Origin of the sequence: Ruegeria arenilitoris, assembly GCF_013032445.1 — a bacterium.
GTDB lineage: Bacteria > Pseudomonadota > Alphaproteobacteria > Rhodobacterales > Rhodobacteraceae > Ruegeria > Ruegeria arenilitoris_F.
Genome location: NZ_WQCA01000007.1, coordinates 205,790 through 219,434 on the forward strand (window position 1 = coordinate 205,790; position 13,645 = coordinate 219,434).

Consider the following 13,645-nt stretch of genomic DNA (forward strand, 5'->3'; position numbering starts at 1 on the left):
GCACCCAATCGGCGGAGGCAGACAATGACCCAGAACACAACACAATACATCGGAAACATCGAAGCGCTTGAGCGCTCCGTTTTCACCAAACGCAATTTCCGCAGGCAAGCTGACCGCTGGATGCTGGACAACCACAAACTGGCAATGCGTATCGTCGAAGCCTACATCCGTGGCGGTCGTCCTGCTGCGGATTACTTCATGAAGGCATTTCAGTTCGGTTACACCGTGGAAGCCGTTGAACGTGCCCTCAAGATCGTCACCCAGAAACAACGGCTGGCATGGATTGCGTCGGGCTGGATTCTCAACCTGTGCCCCGAAGACAAGGCTCGCAAGCTGGCCAAGGTTGCCGCAACCGTAAAGGGTGTTCGTGAAGCGCTACGGATCAAGCAGCAGCGAGTGACAAAAGCCATCAAGGTTGGTTACAGCCCAACCACCGTGACAACCGCATACGTCCGTGTGAAGGGCTATGCGGGCTGCACATATGATGCGGTTCTCAGCTATGTGTGGGCCAAATACAAAGATCAGCAGGAGTTGGCCGGGTATCCGGCAAGTGGGTAGATCAAGAGGCTCGAATGCCTCCTGAACCACGAACATCAACCCTTTGCTCCTGACACGGACCCAAAATCTAAACCCCAAACAATCAGCAAAACAATCTCTCGGCCCTGCCGAGTTTTCGCATGCCAGAAATTCAGGTTCGGGTCGGATCGGTACGGTGATGCATAAAAGCAACCCAAATGAATTCAGGAGCTAAAATGGGAATGAGAATAATAATCCAGAACACTGAAAGCTCATGGACGAGCGTAGCGAGGACATGAGTACATGGAGTTCATTTATATGCCGATGGAACCAAATGGTCGTCACAGGAAACTACTGGACCGCAATGAACGTCAACAGGGCAAGATGAAACCTGATTGAACCCCAACTACAGACCCCTTCGGGGTCAGGTCTTCGACAGTCCTGATGGAAAGAACAATAGAAATAACATTCGTGCAACGAATGTCTTGCGAAGCAAGCTATTGATCCAACATTGCCAGCGATTGGCCAACAGATAGCCACCAGATGGCAAAATGCTTCATTTCGTGAAGTGCTTCGCATGTGGCTAGTGATCTTGGTTCGGTTGATGGCTGGATCGAACTTCCTCAGTCCCATTGGGTTTCAAATTAGACCTGACAGCCGACAATAGGACGGATCATTGCCACCCATCGCCACCATCCGGCTACTGTTTGGCTATCAACTTCACTACGTGAAGTGCTTCGCACGGTTTGGGTTTTGTTGCTCGTGGTTGGGACCGACCGAAAAGCAAAAAAGTCCCGTTGCGATCCATCCGAACCCAACGGGACCATTTGAGTGTTCAAAGCAACTGGCAGATGTCACTTTCCGAACCGGCTGCGGATTGCTGTCGCAGCCGTCTCAAGGACCGCATCCAGTTTGCCGTCACTCGTGAGGGTTTTCAGCTTTTCGAGGTTTTGCACCACGTCATCTGCATCCGTGCATTTGATCGCTGACAGGCCCGGAGCCAGTTCAAGAGACGCTTTTCCATACCTCGGGGAAATGAACCATTCCCCTTTCCTCGACTGCCAGACCCAAGTGCTTTTCGCCGGGTTGCTGGTCTCCTCTGCCGCCATTCCAGACAACTGCTTGTCGATGGCTGCGATGAATTTCTGCCGACGCTGATGGGACGGCTGCGTGGTTTTGGGCTTTTCCGCTGCCTCCAGATTGAATTGTTTTTCAAGTGCCATTGGGATCTCCTTTGCTACCCCAGTGGCGTCCCTTGGTTCACGATTGCAGACAACAGGGCAGATGGCCGGTTGGCACAACAACTCGTCACTCCCTGTGCTGCAAGTTCTCAATGATCCCTGTCGTGGGAGCCATGTTCTTCAAATAGAACCGCTCCAACTGATCCACTGACGTTCCTGCATTCTTGGCAAGGGTGTGGGGGTTCACCTTCCCATTCGACGACCTCACCCGGGACTGAATGGCATAATGCCGAAGTGAGTAAGGTGACAGCTTACGGTCATCATCCAGCAGATCGGCCTTTTCCAATATGTGGTTGAAGATACGCCGAGCCGTGTTGATCGCCGTTGTTCGGTTTGGGTATTCCGGCATCCAGACATAGCCGTTCCTGTCTGGCCCCTTCTCATCGAATGGGTTCAGGATGGCATGGTAAAGCGGCACCGCCAAAGGCATCGTTACGCTGACACGGCCACCTGTCTTGCCGCCCCGCACATTCAGTTCCAGATGCGCAGGTTCGCCTTTGATCTGGATATCTTTGTGCTTGAGGCCGAACAGTTCACCTTCGGTCGGACGGAGGAACGTGTGGACCACAAACCGGAACATCTTGGCGTGATGACCGGTGATCTCAACGCCACGCACCTTGTCTCTGCGTTTGACACACTCTCCAGCGGCCTTCATGAAGCGTTTGTATTCATCATCTGTAAAAGCGTTACGAGGGCTATCGACGGTCTTTTGCTTCGGCAAAACTGGTAAGACATCCAACAGGCCATCTTCGACAGCCAACGTCAGGACCTTACGAATGATGCCGACGTGCTTGCCCTTGGTCGATTCCGCCAACCGCTTTGGCCGGTTCTCGTCCAGATGAATCAGATAATCCCGAACCATCCCTGTATTGATCTTCGTGACATCATACTTTCCGAAGTAGCAGATCAGCCCGTCCTTGGAGCGGTTCAACAGTTTGTTGTCACCGTCCGACCATTTCGACTTACCCTTCTGCACTCCCATCAGCTTTTTGGCATAGTGCTCAAAGCTGGTGGCTTTCTTCTTGGCATGGTCGCTGTTGGCTTTGCTGCGGTACGTGTCGGCAAACTCGTAAGCCACTTCCATGGCCTCGATCCGTGATTTTTCCTTTGTGGACCGCAGTACATATCCGCCCTTCATTGGGTCCCAAAAGCGAACGTACCAATAAGGACTACGAGCATACTGTAGGATAGCCAGCCCTCGACGCAGAGGTTTTTGCTTGGAGATTTGGTTTTTTGAATCTTTGGACAAGTCGGAGCCGAATTAGGAGTGCATAACAGTGCATAACTTTTACGGCGGAAAATCTGAACGCTCAACGTTCAAAATTTACCAGTTAAATCAGTGATTTAGTGGTGCCCGGGGGCGGAATCGAACCACCGACACGAGGATTTTCAATCCACTGCTCTACCCCTGAGCTACCCGGGCACGGGAACGATGTTCATCGTTGGGTGGAGGCCTTCTATGACTTGCCACAGGCAGTGTCCAGAGGCTTTTTGACATTTTTTTAATGTGGGCGCGATTGCTCGGTTTCGCCCTCGGTGACATCCGTGTCCAGGTTTTCTTCGCGCTGCGACGGAACTGCATAGGACCCGTTCAGCCACTTGGCCAAGTCAATGTCAGCACAGCGTTTGGAACAGAACGGGCGGAACCTGATGACCGTATCTTCACCGCAAATCGGGCAGCTCATTTCAGCACCTCCGCCAAAGGGATGCGGCCACGTTTGCGCTGCAGTTCATAGTGGCCCAACGGGGTCCAACCAGCCAGAGTGGTTTCGATCCCGTCCGCCTTAAACGCGGCGCGCAGGGCCGATTCAAAACCGCGGCGATCTTTCTTGGGCATGGGGGCCAAATCCACCGTAATTTGCCCGCCCAGGCCGCGCACGCGCAGCGCGCGGGCCAGCGCCTTGGCACAGGCGAAGTTGGCTTTGGTACCAGCGGCCAGAGACGTATCGGACCCGGTGTTCACATCCACGGCAACCAGCGCGCGTGTGGGCTGGATAAAGAGATGCCCTCCGCCCGGAAGCGGCTCGGAGATCCCGCGCACCACGTCCAGTGCGTCGAGCACACCCTGCATCTCGAAACCTCTGGCTTGGGTCACGACCTCGGCCGGATCAGTCCAGTCGCGCCAAGCCAATACGTGCGGACCGTCTCCTTCAAGCAGCAGTTCAGGTTCAGTTCCCGGATCGTTCAGGACCTGATCGGCATGGGCAAGCATGGCGCTGATGTCTTCGGCAATCTCACCCGCATCCTCCCCTGCACAGCATGAGCGCAGGATCAGGCCATAGTCGCTGCCATCCATGGTCTCATGCGCGATCTCGAGCAGACGGTCGCGTTCATCCTCGTCACGGATGGAGCGCGAAATGTTCAAACCCGGCGCTTCAGGCGTGACAATCGCATAGCGGCTTTTGAACAGGATGCGGTCAGTCACCGGCAGCGCCTTGCCCGGCTCGGCGTAACCCGTCACCTGCACCAGCATCAGCGCACCGGGGGCCAGCCCCTTGACCTGCCGCAGAAAGGCCGGACCGTCGGGGGTTGTCAGGAACATGCCGCCCTGCCCTTTGACCGGGCGGTCGGCGCGGGCACGGTAGATCGTGCCCGGGGCGGGGGCATCTGCGGCGATCAGAAAATCGTCCAGCTTGCCATCTACCATCAAGGCAGCGGCTTCGCGGTTGTCGATATGGTCCAGAACGATGGTGCGACCCTTCATGATGCCTCACGATACAGGGGATAGCCGATGCCTTGCAAAAGGGCGGCGGTCTCAGACAGGGGCAGGCCGACAATGCCGGTGAACGAACCCGAAATCCAGGGAATAAACGCGCCCGCCGGGCCCTGGATCGCATAGGCGCCTGCTTTACCCTGCCAGTCTCCGGTGGTCAGATAGGCGTTGATTTCCACATCTGACAGGCGCTTAACCTTGACCTGAGAAACCACGTCGCGCTGCAGCACTCGATCTCCACGCCGCACGGCGACCGAGGTGATCACACGGTGCCGCCGACCGGACAAAACATGCAGGAACTCAGCCGCCTGCCCCACATCTTCGGGCTTGCCCAGAATGCGACGACCTAGCGCAACAGTAGTATCTGCGCAGAGGGTTACATCGTCGCTATCCGCTTGAACCGCCTGCACTTTTGCCCGCGTTATGCGGCTGCAATAGGGCACGGGCAGCTCGCCCTTCAGGGGCGTTTCGTCGATGTCAGGGACGAGGATGGCATCGGGCTGCACACCAAGCTGGGCCAGCAGGTCCAGCCGCCTTGGGCTGCCCGATCCTAAGATAAACGCCATTGCGGCAGGCGTTACTTGAAGCGGTAGTTGATCCGACCCTTGGTCAGATCATAGGGGGTCATCTCGACCTGAACCTTGTCGCCGGCCAGAACGCGGATGCGGTTCTTACGCATCTTGCCTGCCGTATGTGCGATGATCTCATGGCCGTTTTCCAGCTCGACCCGAAACGTCGCATTAGGCAGGAGTTCCTTCACGACACCGGGAAATTCGAGCGTATCTTCCTTGGCCATGTTGTCTCCATCATTACGTTGCACCCGCAGAATCTACGGGGATGTGCGCTTAAATGAGCCCATTTTCGGCTTATTTCAAGGGCGGAATCACCTAAAGGGGGGATATTGTGACTGAATCGACTCGGGGGGATTGCTCCTCCCAGTGGGTTCGGTTCAGCACATTTCCGTCGGCACGGACCTCGGCAATGGCCGACAGGTTGACATCCGCATAGGTCCAGCCGGGTTGGTTCAGGGTGCCCTCTGACAGCACTCCGGTCGCTGGAAAGCCCTTGTCGGGCGGGCCAAAAACGCCGCCAGTACCGGTGTTCATATCCACCGCTTCTGACCAGTCGTTGTTGCCGACCAGAGACGCCATCACCGTAACACATTGATTTTCCAATGCGCGCGACATCGCTCCGACACGAACGCGCCAGTAGCCGGCCAATGCCTCGGTGCAGGATGGGACAAGGATCAAGTCGGCTTCCTGCAGAGCCCGACCCAGCAGGGGGAACTCACTGTCGTAACAGATCAAGACACCGATCTTGCCCAGAGCGGTGTCGAACAGTTTCAGTGGACCCCCGGGCGAGATATCCCAATCCTCGCGTTCAAACCGGGTCATGATCTGTTTGTCCTGATGATCCTGCCCGCCATCCGGCGCATAAAGCGCCGCGCGGTTCACCGGACGGCCCGGACCATCCACGACCGGAGCCGATGCGCCCAGAATGTAGGTTTTGTATTCCCGCGCAAGACGCTGATGCAGGGCTTGGGCATCTTCCATCCGGTCGGAAACTGCGCGTATGGAACGCTCCAGATCGCCCGCAACTTCGGCCCCATCCAAGGTGGACAATTCCATTGCGCCGTATTCGGGGAAGACCAGCAACTCAGCCCCCTGCCTTGCGGCACCGGAAACCCAGCGATCCAACTTGTCCTCGTACTGCGCCCAACTGTCGAGCCAGTCGAGATCATATGCAGCGGTTGCGACTTTCATATTTACGTCCCTGCAAGAAAATCTTGCGCGACATTAGAAGGTGACCTCACCGACTGTACAGGCCAATTTCCCGGAATTCGAAACGTCTTGGGCAATCATGAGTTCCCGAGGCATTAGGAGCTCACAACCTGCGGCTCCAACCCTCTTCATATTCTCCCAGCACGCGAGACATCTCCAACAATGAACCAAAAAACCTCGCGTAAACGTCCCGGGACAACATCGGCTTGTTGTCGTCCAATACCTGTACAAGGTTGGCTACTTCTGCGGCAAACCTGTCGTGGACTTGCTTATCAGCCGATGTTGGATCAAGCGTCCAGATATTGCGCGTGTCGTAGTAGTCGGCGGGCTGTGGTTCGTCATCAATCATGGATCGGCCTCATCAATTTGAAGCCAACGTGGGGACGAACAGTTTACTCGCAAGATAGCTGGCAGGAAGTCACACGAATTTGGCTGCCATCCGAATGAACGCGGTTAACGCGCTCAACAAAAGGGGCGTTTTGTCCGTCGGGCGAACCAATGAAATTCACAAATCCCTGATCCAGAATTGCAACGGCTTGGGCGTTTCCCCTTCTTCGCCGATATCCTTCCATGAAAACTGTGCTACCGCACCGGACAGAGGCTCATACCCTCGCGCGCGCCAAAAGGCATCAAGTGGTCGGTAGCTCTCCGGCCGCATCGGATGATCCGCTGGGCGCTGAACGCCGCAAAATGCACATTTGGAAAAACCGAGGCGACGGGCGTGGGCTTCACGCAGGTCGAAGAATTTGTGGCCAACACCCTGCCCCCGATAGTCTGGCAGCAGAACTGATTCTGCGCAGTAGAAAATCTGTGACAGTTCCAGCCCGGTTCCTTCAAAGGCGGCAGCGAAATCATCGGCGTGATCGGTCAGAGGGGCCCCGGTTGAGGCCCCGATCAGGCGATCGCCATCAAAGGCGCCGACGACAATCGCCTTGTCGCTGTCGCGATAGGACTGCAGGTACTTGCGCTCATAGTCCAAATCACCGTCATACAGGTACGGCCACGCCCGAAACACTTCGATCCGCAACCGCGCCACATCGTCCAGAGCGGCCTCTAGCGCCGCTCCGGTCAGAGGGCGGACGGCGGTGACCTCAGCCATTCGAGACCTGCTTGGTCCAGTCGGCGAGGTTATAGAAGGTGGTGACGCGGGTGATCTTGCCGTCCTTCAGATCAAAGAACGACCCGGCGGGCAGACGGTAGGTCTGACCATGCGCCTCGGGCAGGCCCTCATCGGTTTCCAGATAGGTCCCATTCACGATGAACTCGGCCGCCGCACGGGTGCCGCCTTCGGCTTCAAACACCACGATATCGGTGAGGTTCTCGCTGTAGCAGCGGTTCATGTGGTCGCAGAAGGCGGTGAATTTCTTTTTACCGACGCGAATCTGCCCTTCGTTTACGTGATGGGCCACGTCGTCGGATAAGCAGGCCAACATGCCATTGACATCGCCTGCGTTGAAAGCCTCAAAATATGTTTTGACGGTCTGGTTCATGGTCACTCCGTAGGTTCGCCCCAGCGTTCTTTCAGATGCCCAATGATCTGATCGCGGGTCTGCCGGTAGTGATGTAGCTTTTCTTCGCGATTCTCGCCCAGCCCGGTAGGGTCCATTATTGGCCAATAATCGACATCCAGGTGAAAAATCCGGGTCAGTTCCAGCGCTTTTCGCTGGCTGGCGGGCGACAGGGCAACCACCAGGTCAAAGGAGCTGAGGTCATCGCCCCATTCCTGCATTTCATCAAACGAGCGCGTTCTGTGGCGGGAAAGTTCGACATCGATCTCTTGGCAGACCGAAATGCAGAACCCGTCAATTTCGAAGTCGTTGCGCACGCCGGCAGATTGCACATATGTCCCGGTGCCATAGAACTTCTTCATGATGCCTTCGGCCATCGGTGACCGAACCGAATTGTGGTCGCAACAAAACAGAACCGACTGCGGCAGAGGCGTCACCCGTCAGCCCCCGAAGTGCAGCACGCAGATCAGCGTGAACAGGCGACGGGCGGTGTCGGTATCAATATCCGCTTTTCCTTCCAACCGCTCTTGCAGCACGCGGCTGCCTTCGTTGTGGATGCCGCGCCGGGCCATGTCGATTGTTTCGATCTGGCTGGGCGGCAGGGTCTTGACCGCGTTGAAGTAGCTTTCGCAGATTTGGAAGTAATCTTTGACCACCTGTTTGAACGGACCCAGCGACAGATGGAACTCGGCCGCTTTTTCCTCGGCCTCGGTGGCGACGTCGAACACCAGCCGCTTGTCGCGGATCGACAGCTGAACGTGATACGGTCCGTCCGGTATCACCCGATCCTCACGCTGTGGCAGCGCAAAGCTGTTGTCTTCCAGCAGGTCATAGATGGCAACCTTGCGCTCCTGCTCGATCTCGGGGGTCGGAGGAGGCAGGTTACGGTCATCCAGTTCGATATGCGAAATGCGGGTCATCTTAACGGTCACAGTTTTTCGGGTCTGCACAGACCTATATCAACGTTTTTCTTTCGGCAACGTACAGAAGCGCCATAAATCATGCGCCTTCACGTCACATCAGCCGTTTAGACGCTTGAGCCGCGCTGTCACCGACAACCCATGCGCCTCGAGGCTTTCGGACTGCGCCAGTTGCTCCGCCGCGGGACCAATGGCCCGCAGCGCCTCGGGCGTCATCTGGCTGAGTGTGGTGCGTTTGAGGAAATCCATCACGCTGAGGCCGGAGGAAAACCGAGCCGACCGCGCCGTAGGCAGCACATGGTTAGGGCCGCCGACATAGTCTCCGATGGCTTCGGGCGTGTATTGACCCAGAAAGATCGCGCCAGCATGGATGGTTTTCTGGCTGAGCGCGACCGGATCCGCAACGCAAAGCTCGAGGTGTTCCGGGGCGATGCGGTTCGACAGCGCTGCAGCCTCATCCAGATCGCGCACGGTGATCACCGCGCCGAAATCGCGCCAGCTGGCCCCGGCGATGGCACGACGCTGTAGGGTTTCCAGACGTTTCTCGACGGCCTCTGCCACCGCCTGCCCAAACCCGGCATCATCGGTGATCAGGATCGACTGCGCGCTTTCGTCGTGCTCGGCCTGGCTGAGAAGGTCCAGCGCGATCCAGTCAGGATCGTTGTCCTTATCCGCGATCACAAGGATTTCGGACGGCCCCGCAATCATGTCGATGCCCACCTTGCCAAAAACCCGGCGTTTGGCGGCGGCGACAAAGGCGTTGCCGGGGCCGGTGATCTTGTCCACCGGCGCGACGGACTCGGTGCCATAGGCCAGCGCCGCAATCGCCTGCGCGCCACCGATGCGATAGATCGTATCCACGCCCGACAATTGCGCCGCCAGTAGGACCAGAGGGTTTGCTTGCCCGTCCGGTGTCGGCACCGCAATGGCCAGCCGCTCGACCCCAGCCACCTTGGCCGGGATTGCATTCATCAGAACCGAAGACGGGTAAGAGGCCAGACCACCCGGCACATAAAGCCCCGCCGCCGAGACCGCCGACCAGCGCCATCCCAGGGTCGCTCCGGCGGCGTCGGTCCATTGGAGATCCTCGGGCATCTGTTTTTCGTGATAGGCGCGGATGCGCTCGGCGGCCAGCTCCAACGCGGCACGGTCGGCGTCCGAGACCTGCGCAACCGCAGCAGCAATCTCATCCGCGGAAAAGGCCAACGTGTCAGGCGTCAGCTCCAACCGGTCGAATTTGGCTGTAAGCTCAATGACGGCGTCATCTCCCCGGGTGCGCACATCCTCGATGATGTCCGCTACAACCGCATCGACATCCGGGCTGTCTTCTCGCTTGGCCGACAACAGCGTCTGAAAGGCAGTGTCGAACTCGGGCGACGAGGAATCGAGGAAAACGGGCATGGTCTGGCTCTCCGGGGCGTTTGATCGGGACATATCGCCGGGATGGGCTGGCCTCAACCCTTCTTGGCCGGGTGCAGCGATTTGCGCATGGCGAAACAGGAAACGTCGCCGCGCGCGCCGCATTGCCCGGTGGGCTGCCATCCGTGCCGCCGATAAAACGACTGCGCCGTTTGTGTCGCCTCAAGCCGGGCTTCGGTATAGCCTGAAGCAATCAGTTCCCGTTCCAGCCGATGCAGCAAGACCGACCCGATCCCGTGGCCGGTGTGATCCGGGTCGATATAAAGCAGCGTGATCACATCTTCGCGCAAGCCACCCACGGCAGCCACTTGCCCTGCACGTTCGGCTACCCAAATCTGCGCTCCATCCCTGATCCAGCCCCGGATCGTCTCTGGGTCCTTGTTCGCCGTCCATTTCGCGATGGCCTGCGGGTCATCCCGGTGGTCCGCCTGACAAAGCCGGGTGATCGAGCGGATCAGAACCCGGCTCAGATCGAACACGTCAAATACGGTCGCACGACGGAACTCCAGACCCGCCGGAGGTCCGGAGAACGCCTGCGATATGCCACGCTTATTCCGGATGGTGCGGGGCCTGCCCCGACGGGGCTTGATAGGGGCGGGTTACATCCTTGAGCGTGGCGTCAATCGCCTCGACCGACAAACGGATCGCGCCATCTCCTGCTAGCGTCAGGATGATCTGGCCGGCACTGTCCTCGCCCGCTTCGAAATCAACCGACAGTAGGGACATCACCATGTCCTTTTCGCTGCGGTCGACACCCTGGCTGGCCACCGCGAGTACCGAATCGAACACCAGCACCGACTGCACACGCTCGAATGCGCGCCCCCGGCGGGTAGCGGCGTCTTTGTCCTCCCAACGAAAGCGGTTCAGCAGCAGGCCAAACCGGCGTTGCGACGGCTGCCATGTCATCTCGGTCACCGGAAAAATGGCGTCCTGCGTCAGGGTCGAAATCACCTGCAGGTCATCTGAATCCTCGGCGCCGAGGTTCAGCGGGGCCTCGCGCCCGTCGTGAAAACTTGCGTCTGTCATTGGCCCTTTATCCGTTCGATTTTTGCACCCACACCTTCCAGCTTGCGCACCACATGTTCATATCCGCGATCCAAATGATAGACCCGGCTGACCGTTGTTTCGCCTTCAGCCGCCAACCCCGCCAGAATCAACGAGACTGAGGCCCGCAGGTCCGTCGCCATTACCGGCGCGCCCTTGAGCTGATCCACACCAGTCACCGTGGCCGTCCCGCCGTGCACTTCGATATTCGCCCCCATGCGCACCAGTTCGGGGGCGTGCATGAAGCGATTCTCAAAGATGCGCTCTTCCAGAACCGAGGTGCCCTCGGCCGTACACATCAGCGCCATCATCTGTGCCTGCAAGTCAGTCGGGAAACCGGGGAAGGGTTCGGTGACCACATCCACAGACCGGACACGCCCATTCTTGCGCGCCACTTTCAAGCCTTTGTCAGTTTCTGTAACGCTCACTCCTGCGGCATCCAGCTTTTCGGCAAAGGAACTGACCAGCGACATCCGACCACCCAGTAACTCGACCTCACCTCCGCAGATGGCCGGGGCCAGCATATAGGTGCCCAACTCGATCCGGTCGGTCACAACCTGATGAGTCGCGCCGTGCAGGCGGTCAACGCCCTGAATTTCGATGGTCGAGGTGCCCTCACCCGAGATTTGCGCCCCCATTTTGCGCAGACATTCGACCAGATCCACGATCTCGGGCTCGCGCGCGGCGTTTTTCAGAACTGTGGTCCCCTTGGCCAACGTAGCCGCCATGACAATATTCTCGGTCGCGCCAACAGAGGCAAAGCGCATCTCGTGCACCGCGCCTTTCAATCCACCGGGCACCTTGGCGTGCAGGTAACCGTCCTCAAGTTCAATCTCGGCGCCCAGCGCCTCGAGCCCTTCTACATGCAGGTCCATTGGCCGCGCACCAATCGCGCACCCACCGGGCAACGACACGACGGCCTCTCCAAACCGGGCCAGCAACGGACCCAGCACCAGGTTCGAGGCGCGCATCTTGCGCACGATCTCATAGTCCGCCGTGTGGCTGGTCAGGTCGTGACTGGACATTGCAAGCACTTGCCCGTCCTGCAGCGAAGACACCTCGGCCCCCAGAGATTGCAGCAGGGCGGTCATGGTCTTGATGTCGCTCAGCCGCGGCGCGTTGGTCAGCGTCAGCGGTTCTTCGCTCAGCAAGGTTGCGGGCATCAGCGTCAGACACGCGTTCTTGGCCCCCGCAATCGGAATCTGACCGTTCAGCGGCCCGTTGCCCGTCACCAGAATCGAATCCATCTGCTCTTATCCCTCGTCCTTATCGGCTTTGTCGGTTTGGGTCGCGCGCGCCTTGGCCTGCGCCTTGCGCCGCGCCATATTCGCTTTCAGCGCCGCTTTCAGCCGCTCTTCGCGCGCATCCCCGGATTTGCCATGTTTTTTGGGTGTATTTCTATCTGCCATGATCTTTCTCTACAGGAGGTGAAAAAAACCGTCCAGACACCCTTGCGCCCCGTTTCGTTTGAGTCTAATCACCCGCCCACAGCGCTGCTGTAGCTCAGAGGTAGAGCACTCCCTTGGTAAGGGAGAGGTCGAGAGTTCAATTCTCTCCAGCAGCACCATGATTTCCTGTTCACTATCAAAAACTTACGACAAGACAATGGCTTGCACCTGCAGGTTCCCGCACAGGCTTCCTACACGTTGATCCCAGTCAGGCCTACTGCAATCAAAGTGGGAAAAAGCGGAATCTACTGCGTCAGGATGTGCACTCCAGCAAGCCTGAAGGGCGATGTTGGCCGTGCCAAGCTGTCAAAGTCGTGCCGCACCAGACCCGAAACGCTGATCTGAGACGATCACTTGTCCGACGGATCGCTTTCGGCATAGTCCCGCAGACGTTCAACGTCGGCAATCTCGGCGTGGTTGCGGTTGATCTTCACGCCAACAGTCTTGAGGCGCGAAAAGGCGCGGCTCAGGCTTTCCGGTTTCATCCCCAGACGCCCGGCGATCAGCATCTTGTCATAGGGTAGTTCCACGTCGCAGGCATCGGCTTCAGCCTCACACAGGTTCAGCAGGAATTCAGCCACCCGCTGCGCGCCGGTCTGGGCCTTGAGTTGTTCCAACTGTGCCACCAGAGAATGCAGATGGGTAAAGGTCGAAGCCAAAATAGATACGCCGATCTCAGGGTCTTCTTTCATCAGCGACAGCAGAAGCGGGCTGGGGATATGCATAATCTCGCAGGGTGACACAGCTTCGGCAGAGACGGGGTATGGGACATTCCTCAGCGCAACGGCCTCGCCAAAGCTTTCACCACGTGTAAAGACGCTGACCACGGCCTCGGCCCCTGTCGGCGACATACGGAAAAGCTTGACCCAGCCGGCCAGCACGACGTGAACGGCTTTGGCCTCTTCTTCCTGCAGGAAGATCGTTTCGCCGCGATCATAGCTGCGCCAGATTGCGTGGCTGAGCAACGTATCGATATGCTGATCCGGCAAGCTCTTGAGCAGGAGCGATTGCCGCGCGATTGCTTTTTGCGCTTCGTGAGCCAAGAAGGTTCCCCT

Annotated in this window: 19 protein-coding genes and 2 tRNA genes; 2 read left to right on the forward strand and 19 right to left on the reverse strand. The window is 57.9% G+C overall.

The genetic code is table 11. The features are described from left to right. The first annotated feature begins 24 nt into the window (after positions 1 to 24). Complete coding sequence (locus GOW98_RS12170; protein WP_170332339.1) at positions 25 to 558, forward strand: hypothetical protein; 534 nt, start codon at positions 25 to 27, stop codon at positions 556 to 558. An 812-nt stretch (positions 559 to 1,370) separates the two neighbouring features. Here the strand turns inward: GOW98_RS12170 and GOW98_RS12175 are convergent. The 18 genes from GOW98_RS12175 to GOW98_RS12260 all read right to left on the reverse strand — a co-directional run bounded on the left by GOW98_RS12175 (position 1,371) and on the right by GOW98_RS12260 (position 12,551). Beyond that, positions 1,371 to 1,739, reverse strand: a complete 369-nt coding sequence (locus tag GOW98_RS12175) for a hypothetical protein (protein ID WP_170332341.1) — start codon at positions 1,737 to 1,739, stop codon at positions 1,371 to 1,373. A gap of 85 nt (positions 1,740 to 1,824) precedes the next feature. Next, complete coding sequence (locus GOW98_RS12180) at positions 1,825 to 2,841, reverse strand: tyrosine-type recombinase/integrase (RefSeq protein ID WP_217359544.1); 1,017 nt, start codon at positions 2,839 to 2,841, stop codon at positions 1,825 to 1,827. A gap of 264 nt (positions 2,842 to 3,105) precedes the next feature. Further along, a tRNA-Phe gene (locus tag GOW98_RS12185) sits at positions 3,106 to 3,180 on the reverse strand. 79 nt (positions 3,181 to 3,259) lie between these two features. After that, entirely contained in the window at positions 3,260 to 3,442 is a 183-nt protein-coding gene (locus GOW98_RS12190) for a DNA gyrase inhibitor YacG (RefSeq protein WP_170332343.1), read from the reverse strand. Further along, the gene (locus GOW98_RS12195) at positions 3,439 to 4,461 is read right to left on the reverse strand and encodes a ribonuclease E/G (RefSeq protein WP_170332345.1); all 1,023 of its coding nucleotides are present in this window, start codon (positions 4,459 to 4,461) and stop codon (positions 3,439 to 3,441) included. The genes GOW98_RS12190 and GOW98_RS12195 overlap by 4 nt, the downstream gene beginning before the upstream one ends. Beyond that, the gene (locus tag GOW98_RS12200; protein WP_170332347.1) at positions 4,458 to 5,036 is read right to left on the reverse strand and encodes a Maf family protein; all 579 of its coding nucleotides are present in this window, start codon (positions 5,034 to 5,036) and stop codon (positions 4,458 to 4,460) included. Before GOW98_RS12200 ends, GOW98_RS12195 begins: the two co-directional genes overlap by 4 nt. A gap of 11 nt (positions 5,037 to 5,047) precedes the next feature. Next, positions 5,048 to 5,266, reverse strand: coding sequence for a translation initiation factor IF-1 (infA, locus tag GOW98_RS12205; protein WP_005978431.1), 219 nt, complete (start codon positions 5,264 to 5,266; stop codon positions 5,048 to 5,050). 91 nt (positions 5,267 to 5,357) lie between these two features. Then, positions 5,358 to 6,233, reverse strand: a complete 876-nt coding sequence (locus GOW98_RS12210; RefSeq protein ID WP_170332349.1) for a carbon-nitrogen hydrolase family protein — start codon at positions 6,231 to 6,233, stop codon at positions 5,358 to 5,360. 121 nt (positions 6,234 to 6,354) lie between these two features. Continuing rightward, positions 6,355 to 6,600, reverse strand: a complete 246-nt coding sequence (locus GOW98_RS12215) for a hypothetical protein (protein ID WP_170332351.1) — start codon at positions 6,598 to 6,600, stop codon at positions 6,355 to 6,357. Between the two features lie 156 nt (positions 6,601 to 6,756). Beyond that, positions 6,757 to 7,350 (reverse strand): GNAT family N-acetyltransferase, encoded by a 594-nt coding sequence (locus GOW98_RS12220; RefSeq protein WP_170332353.1) that lies wholly within the window; start codon positions 7,348 to 7,350, stop codon positions 6,757 to 6,759. Further along, the gene (locus tag GOW98_RS12225; RefSeq protein ID WP_170332355.1) at positions 7,343 to 7,741 is read right to left on the reverse strand and encodes a ketosteroid isomerase-related protein; all 399 of its coding nucleotides are present in this window, start codon (positions 7,739 to 7,741) and stop codon (positions 7,343 to 7,345) included. Before GOW98_RS12225 ends, GOW98_RS12220 begins: the two co-directional genes overlap by 8 nt. Before the next feature lie 2 nt (positions 7,742 to 7,743). Continuing rightward, positions 7,744 to 8,196 (reverse strand): low molecular weight phosphatase family protein, encoded by a 453-nt coding sequence (locus GOW98_RS12230; protein WP_170332357.1) that lies wholly within the window; start codon positions 8,194 to 8,196, stop codon positions 7,744 to 7,746. 3 nt (positions 8,197 to 8,199) lie between these two features. Next, entirely contained in the window at positions 8,200 to 8,679 is a 480-nt protein-coding gene (locus GOW98_RS12235) for a UPF0262 family protein (protein WP_170332359.1), read from the reverse strand. 99 nt (positions 8,680 to 8,778) lie between these two features. Then, positions 8,779 to 10,080: a histidinol dehydrogenase gene (gene hisD / locus GOW98_RS12240; RefSeq protein WP_170332361.1), complete on the reverse strand. Its 1,302-nt coding sequence runs from the start codon at positions 10,078 to 10,080 to the stop codon at positions 8,779 to 8,781. Between the two features lie 53 nt (positions 10,081 to 10,133). Next, complete coding sequence (locus GOW98_RS12245; RefSeq protein WP_367646838.1) at positions 10,134 to 10,577, reverse strand: GNAT family N-acetyltransferase; 444 nt, start codon at positions 10,575 to 10,577, stop codon at positions 10,134 to 10,136. 70 nt (positions 10,578 to 10,647) lie between these two features. Further along, on the reverse strand, positions 10,648 to 11,124 hold the full coding sequence (locus GOW98_RS12250; RefSeq protein ID WP_170332362.1) for a DUF2948 family protein: 477 nt from the start codon (positions 11,122 to 11,124) through the stop codon (positions 10,648 to 10,650). After that, positions 11,121 to 12,389, reverse strand: a complete 1,269-nt coding sequence (gene murA / locus GOW98_RS12255) for a UDP-N-acetylglucosamine 1-carboxyvinyltransferase (protein WP_170332364.1) — start codon at positions 12,387 to 12,389, stop codon at positions 11,121 to 11,123. The genes GOW98_RS12250 and murA overlap by 4 nt, the downstream gene beginning before the upstream one ends. Positions 12,390 to 12,395: 6 nt before the next feature. Then, a complete protein-coding gene (locus tag GOW98_RS12260) occupies positions 12,396 to 12,551 on the reverse strand; it encodes a hypothetical protein (RefSeq protein WP_170327942.1) in 156 nt (51 codons plus the stop codon). An 83-nt stretch (positions 12,552 to 12,634) separates the two neighbouring features. On the opposite strand from GOW98_RS12260, the gene GOW98_RS12265 reads away from it, so the two are divergent. Further along, positions 12,635 to 12,709: transfer RNA gene (locus GOW98_RS12265), tRNA-Thr, on the forward strand. Positions 12,710 to 12,940: 231 nt separating this feature from the next. On the opposite strand, the gene GOW98_RS12270 is transcribed toward GOW98_RS12265, so the two are convergent. Beyond that, a complete protein-coding gene (locus tag GOW98_RS12270) occupies positions 12,941 to 13,633 on the reverse strand; it encodes a Crp/Fnr family transcriptional regulator (RefSeq protein ID WP_170332367.1) in 693 nt (230 codons plus the stop codon). Between the last annotated feature and the right edge of the window lie 12 nt (positions 13,634 to 13,645).

Bases quoted from the DNA above. Each gene is read 5' to 3' on its own strand.
- GOW98_RS12195 (WP_170332345.1), bottom strand. From the start codon at position 4,461: ATGAAGGGTCGCACCATCGTTCTGGACCATATCGACAACCGCGAAGCC.
- GOW98_RS12215 (WP_170332351.1), bottom strand. From the start codon at position 6,600: ATGATTGATGACGAACCACAGCCCGCCGACTACTACGACACGCGCAAT.
- GOW98_RS12180 (WP_217359544.1), bottom strand. From the start codon at position 2,841: ATGGAAGTGGCTTACGAGTTTGCCGACACGTACCGCAGCAAAGCCAAC.
- GOW98_RS12175 (WP_170332341.1), bottom strand. From the start codon at position 1,739: ATGGCACTTGAAAAACAATTCAATCTGGAGGCAGCGGAAAAGCCCAAA.
- infA (WP_005978431.1), bottom strand. From the start codon at position 5,266: ATGGCCAAGGAAGATACGCTCGAATTTCCCGGTGTCGTGAAGGAACTC.
- murA (WP_170332364.1), bottom strand. From the start codon at position 12,389: ATGGATTCGATTCTGGTGACGGGCAACGGGCCGCTGAACGGTCAGATT.
- GOW98_RS12260 (WP_170327942.1), bottom strand. From the start codon at position 12,551: ATGGCAGATAGAAATACACCCAAAAAACATGGCAAATCCGGGGATGCG.
- GOW98_RS12190 (WP_170332343.1), bottom strand. From the start codon at position 3,442: ATGAGCTGCCCGATTTGCGGTGAAGATACGGTCATCAGGTTCCGCCCG.
- GOW98_RS12200 (WP_170332347.1), bottom strand. From the start codon at position 5,036: ATGGCGTTTATCTTAGGATCGGGCAGCCCAAGGCGGCTGGACCTGCTG.
- hisD (WP_170332361.1), bottom strand. From the start codon at position 10,080: ATGCCCGTTTTCCTCGATTCCTCGTCGCCCGAGTTCGACACTGCCTTT.
- GOW98_RS12210 (WP_170332349.1), bottom strand. From the start codon at position 6,233: ATGAAAGTCGCAACCGCTGCATATGATCTCGACTGGCTCGACAGTTGG.
- GOW98_RS12225 (WP_170332355.1), bottom strand. From the start codon at position 7,741: ATGAACCAGACCGTCAAAACATATTTTGAGGCTTTCAACGCAGGCGAT.
- GOW98_RS12170 (WP_170332339.1), top strand. From the start codon at position 25: ATGACCCAGAACACAACACAATACATCGGAAACATCGAAGCGCTTGAG.
- GOW98_RS12235 (WP_170332359.1), bottom strand. From the start codon at position 8,679: ATGACCCGCATTTCGCATATCGAACTGGATGACCGTAACCTGCCTCCT.
- GOW98_RS12250 (WP_170332362.1), bottom strand. From the start codon at position 11,124: ATGACAGACGCAAGTTTTCACGACGGGCGCGAGGCCCCGCTGAACCTC.
- GOW98_RS12220 (WP_170332353.1), bottom strand. From the start codon at position 7,350: ATGGCTGAGGTCACCGCCGTCCGCCCTCTGACCGGAGCGGCGCTAGAG.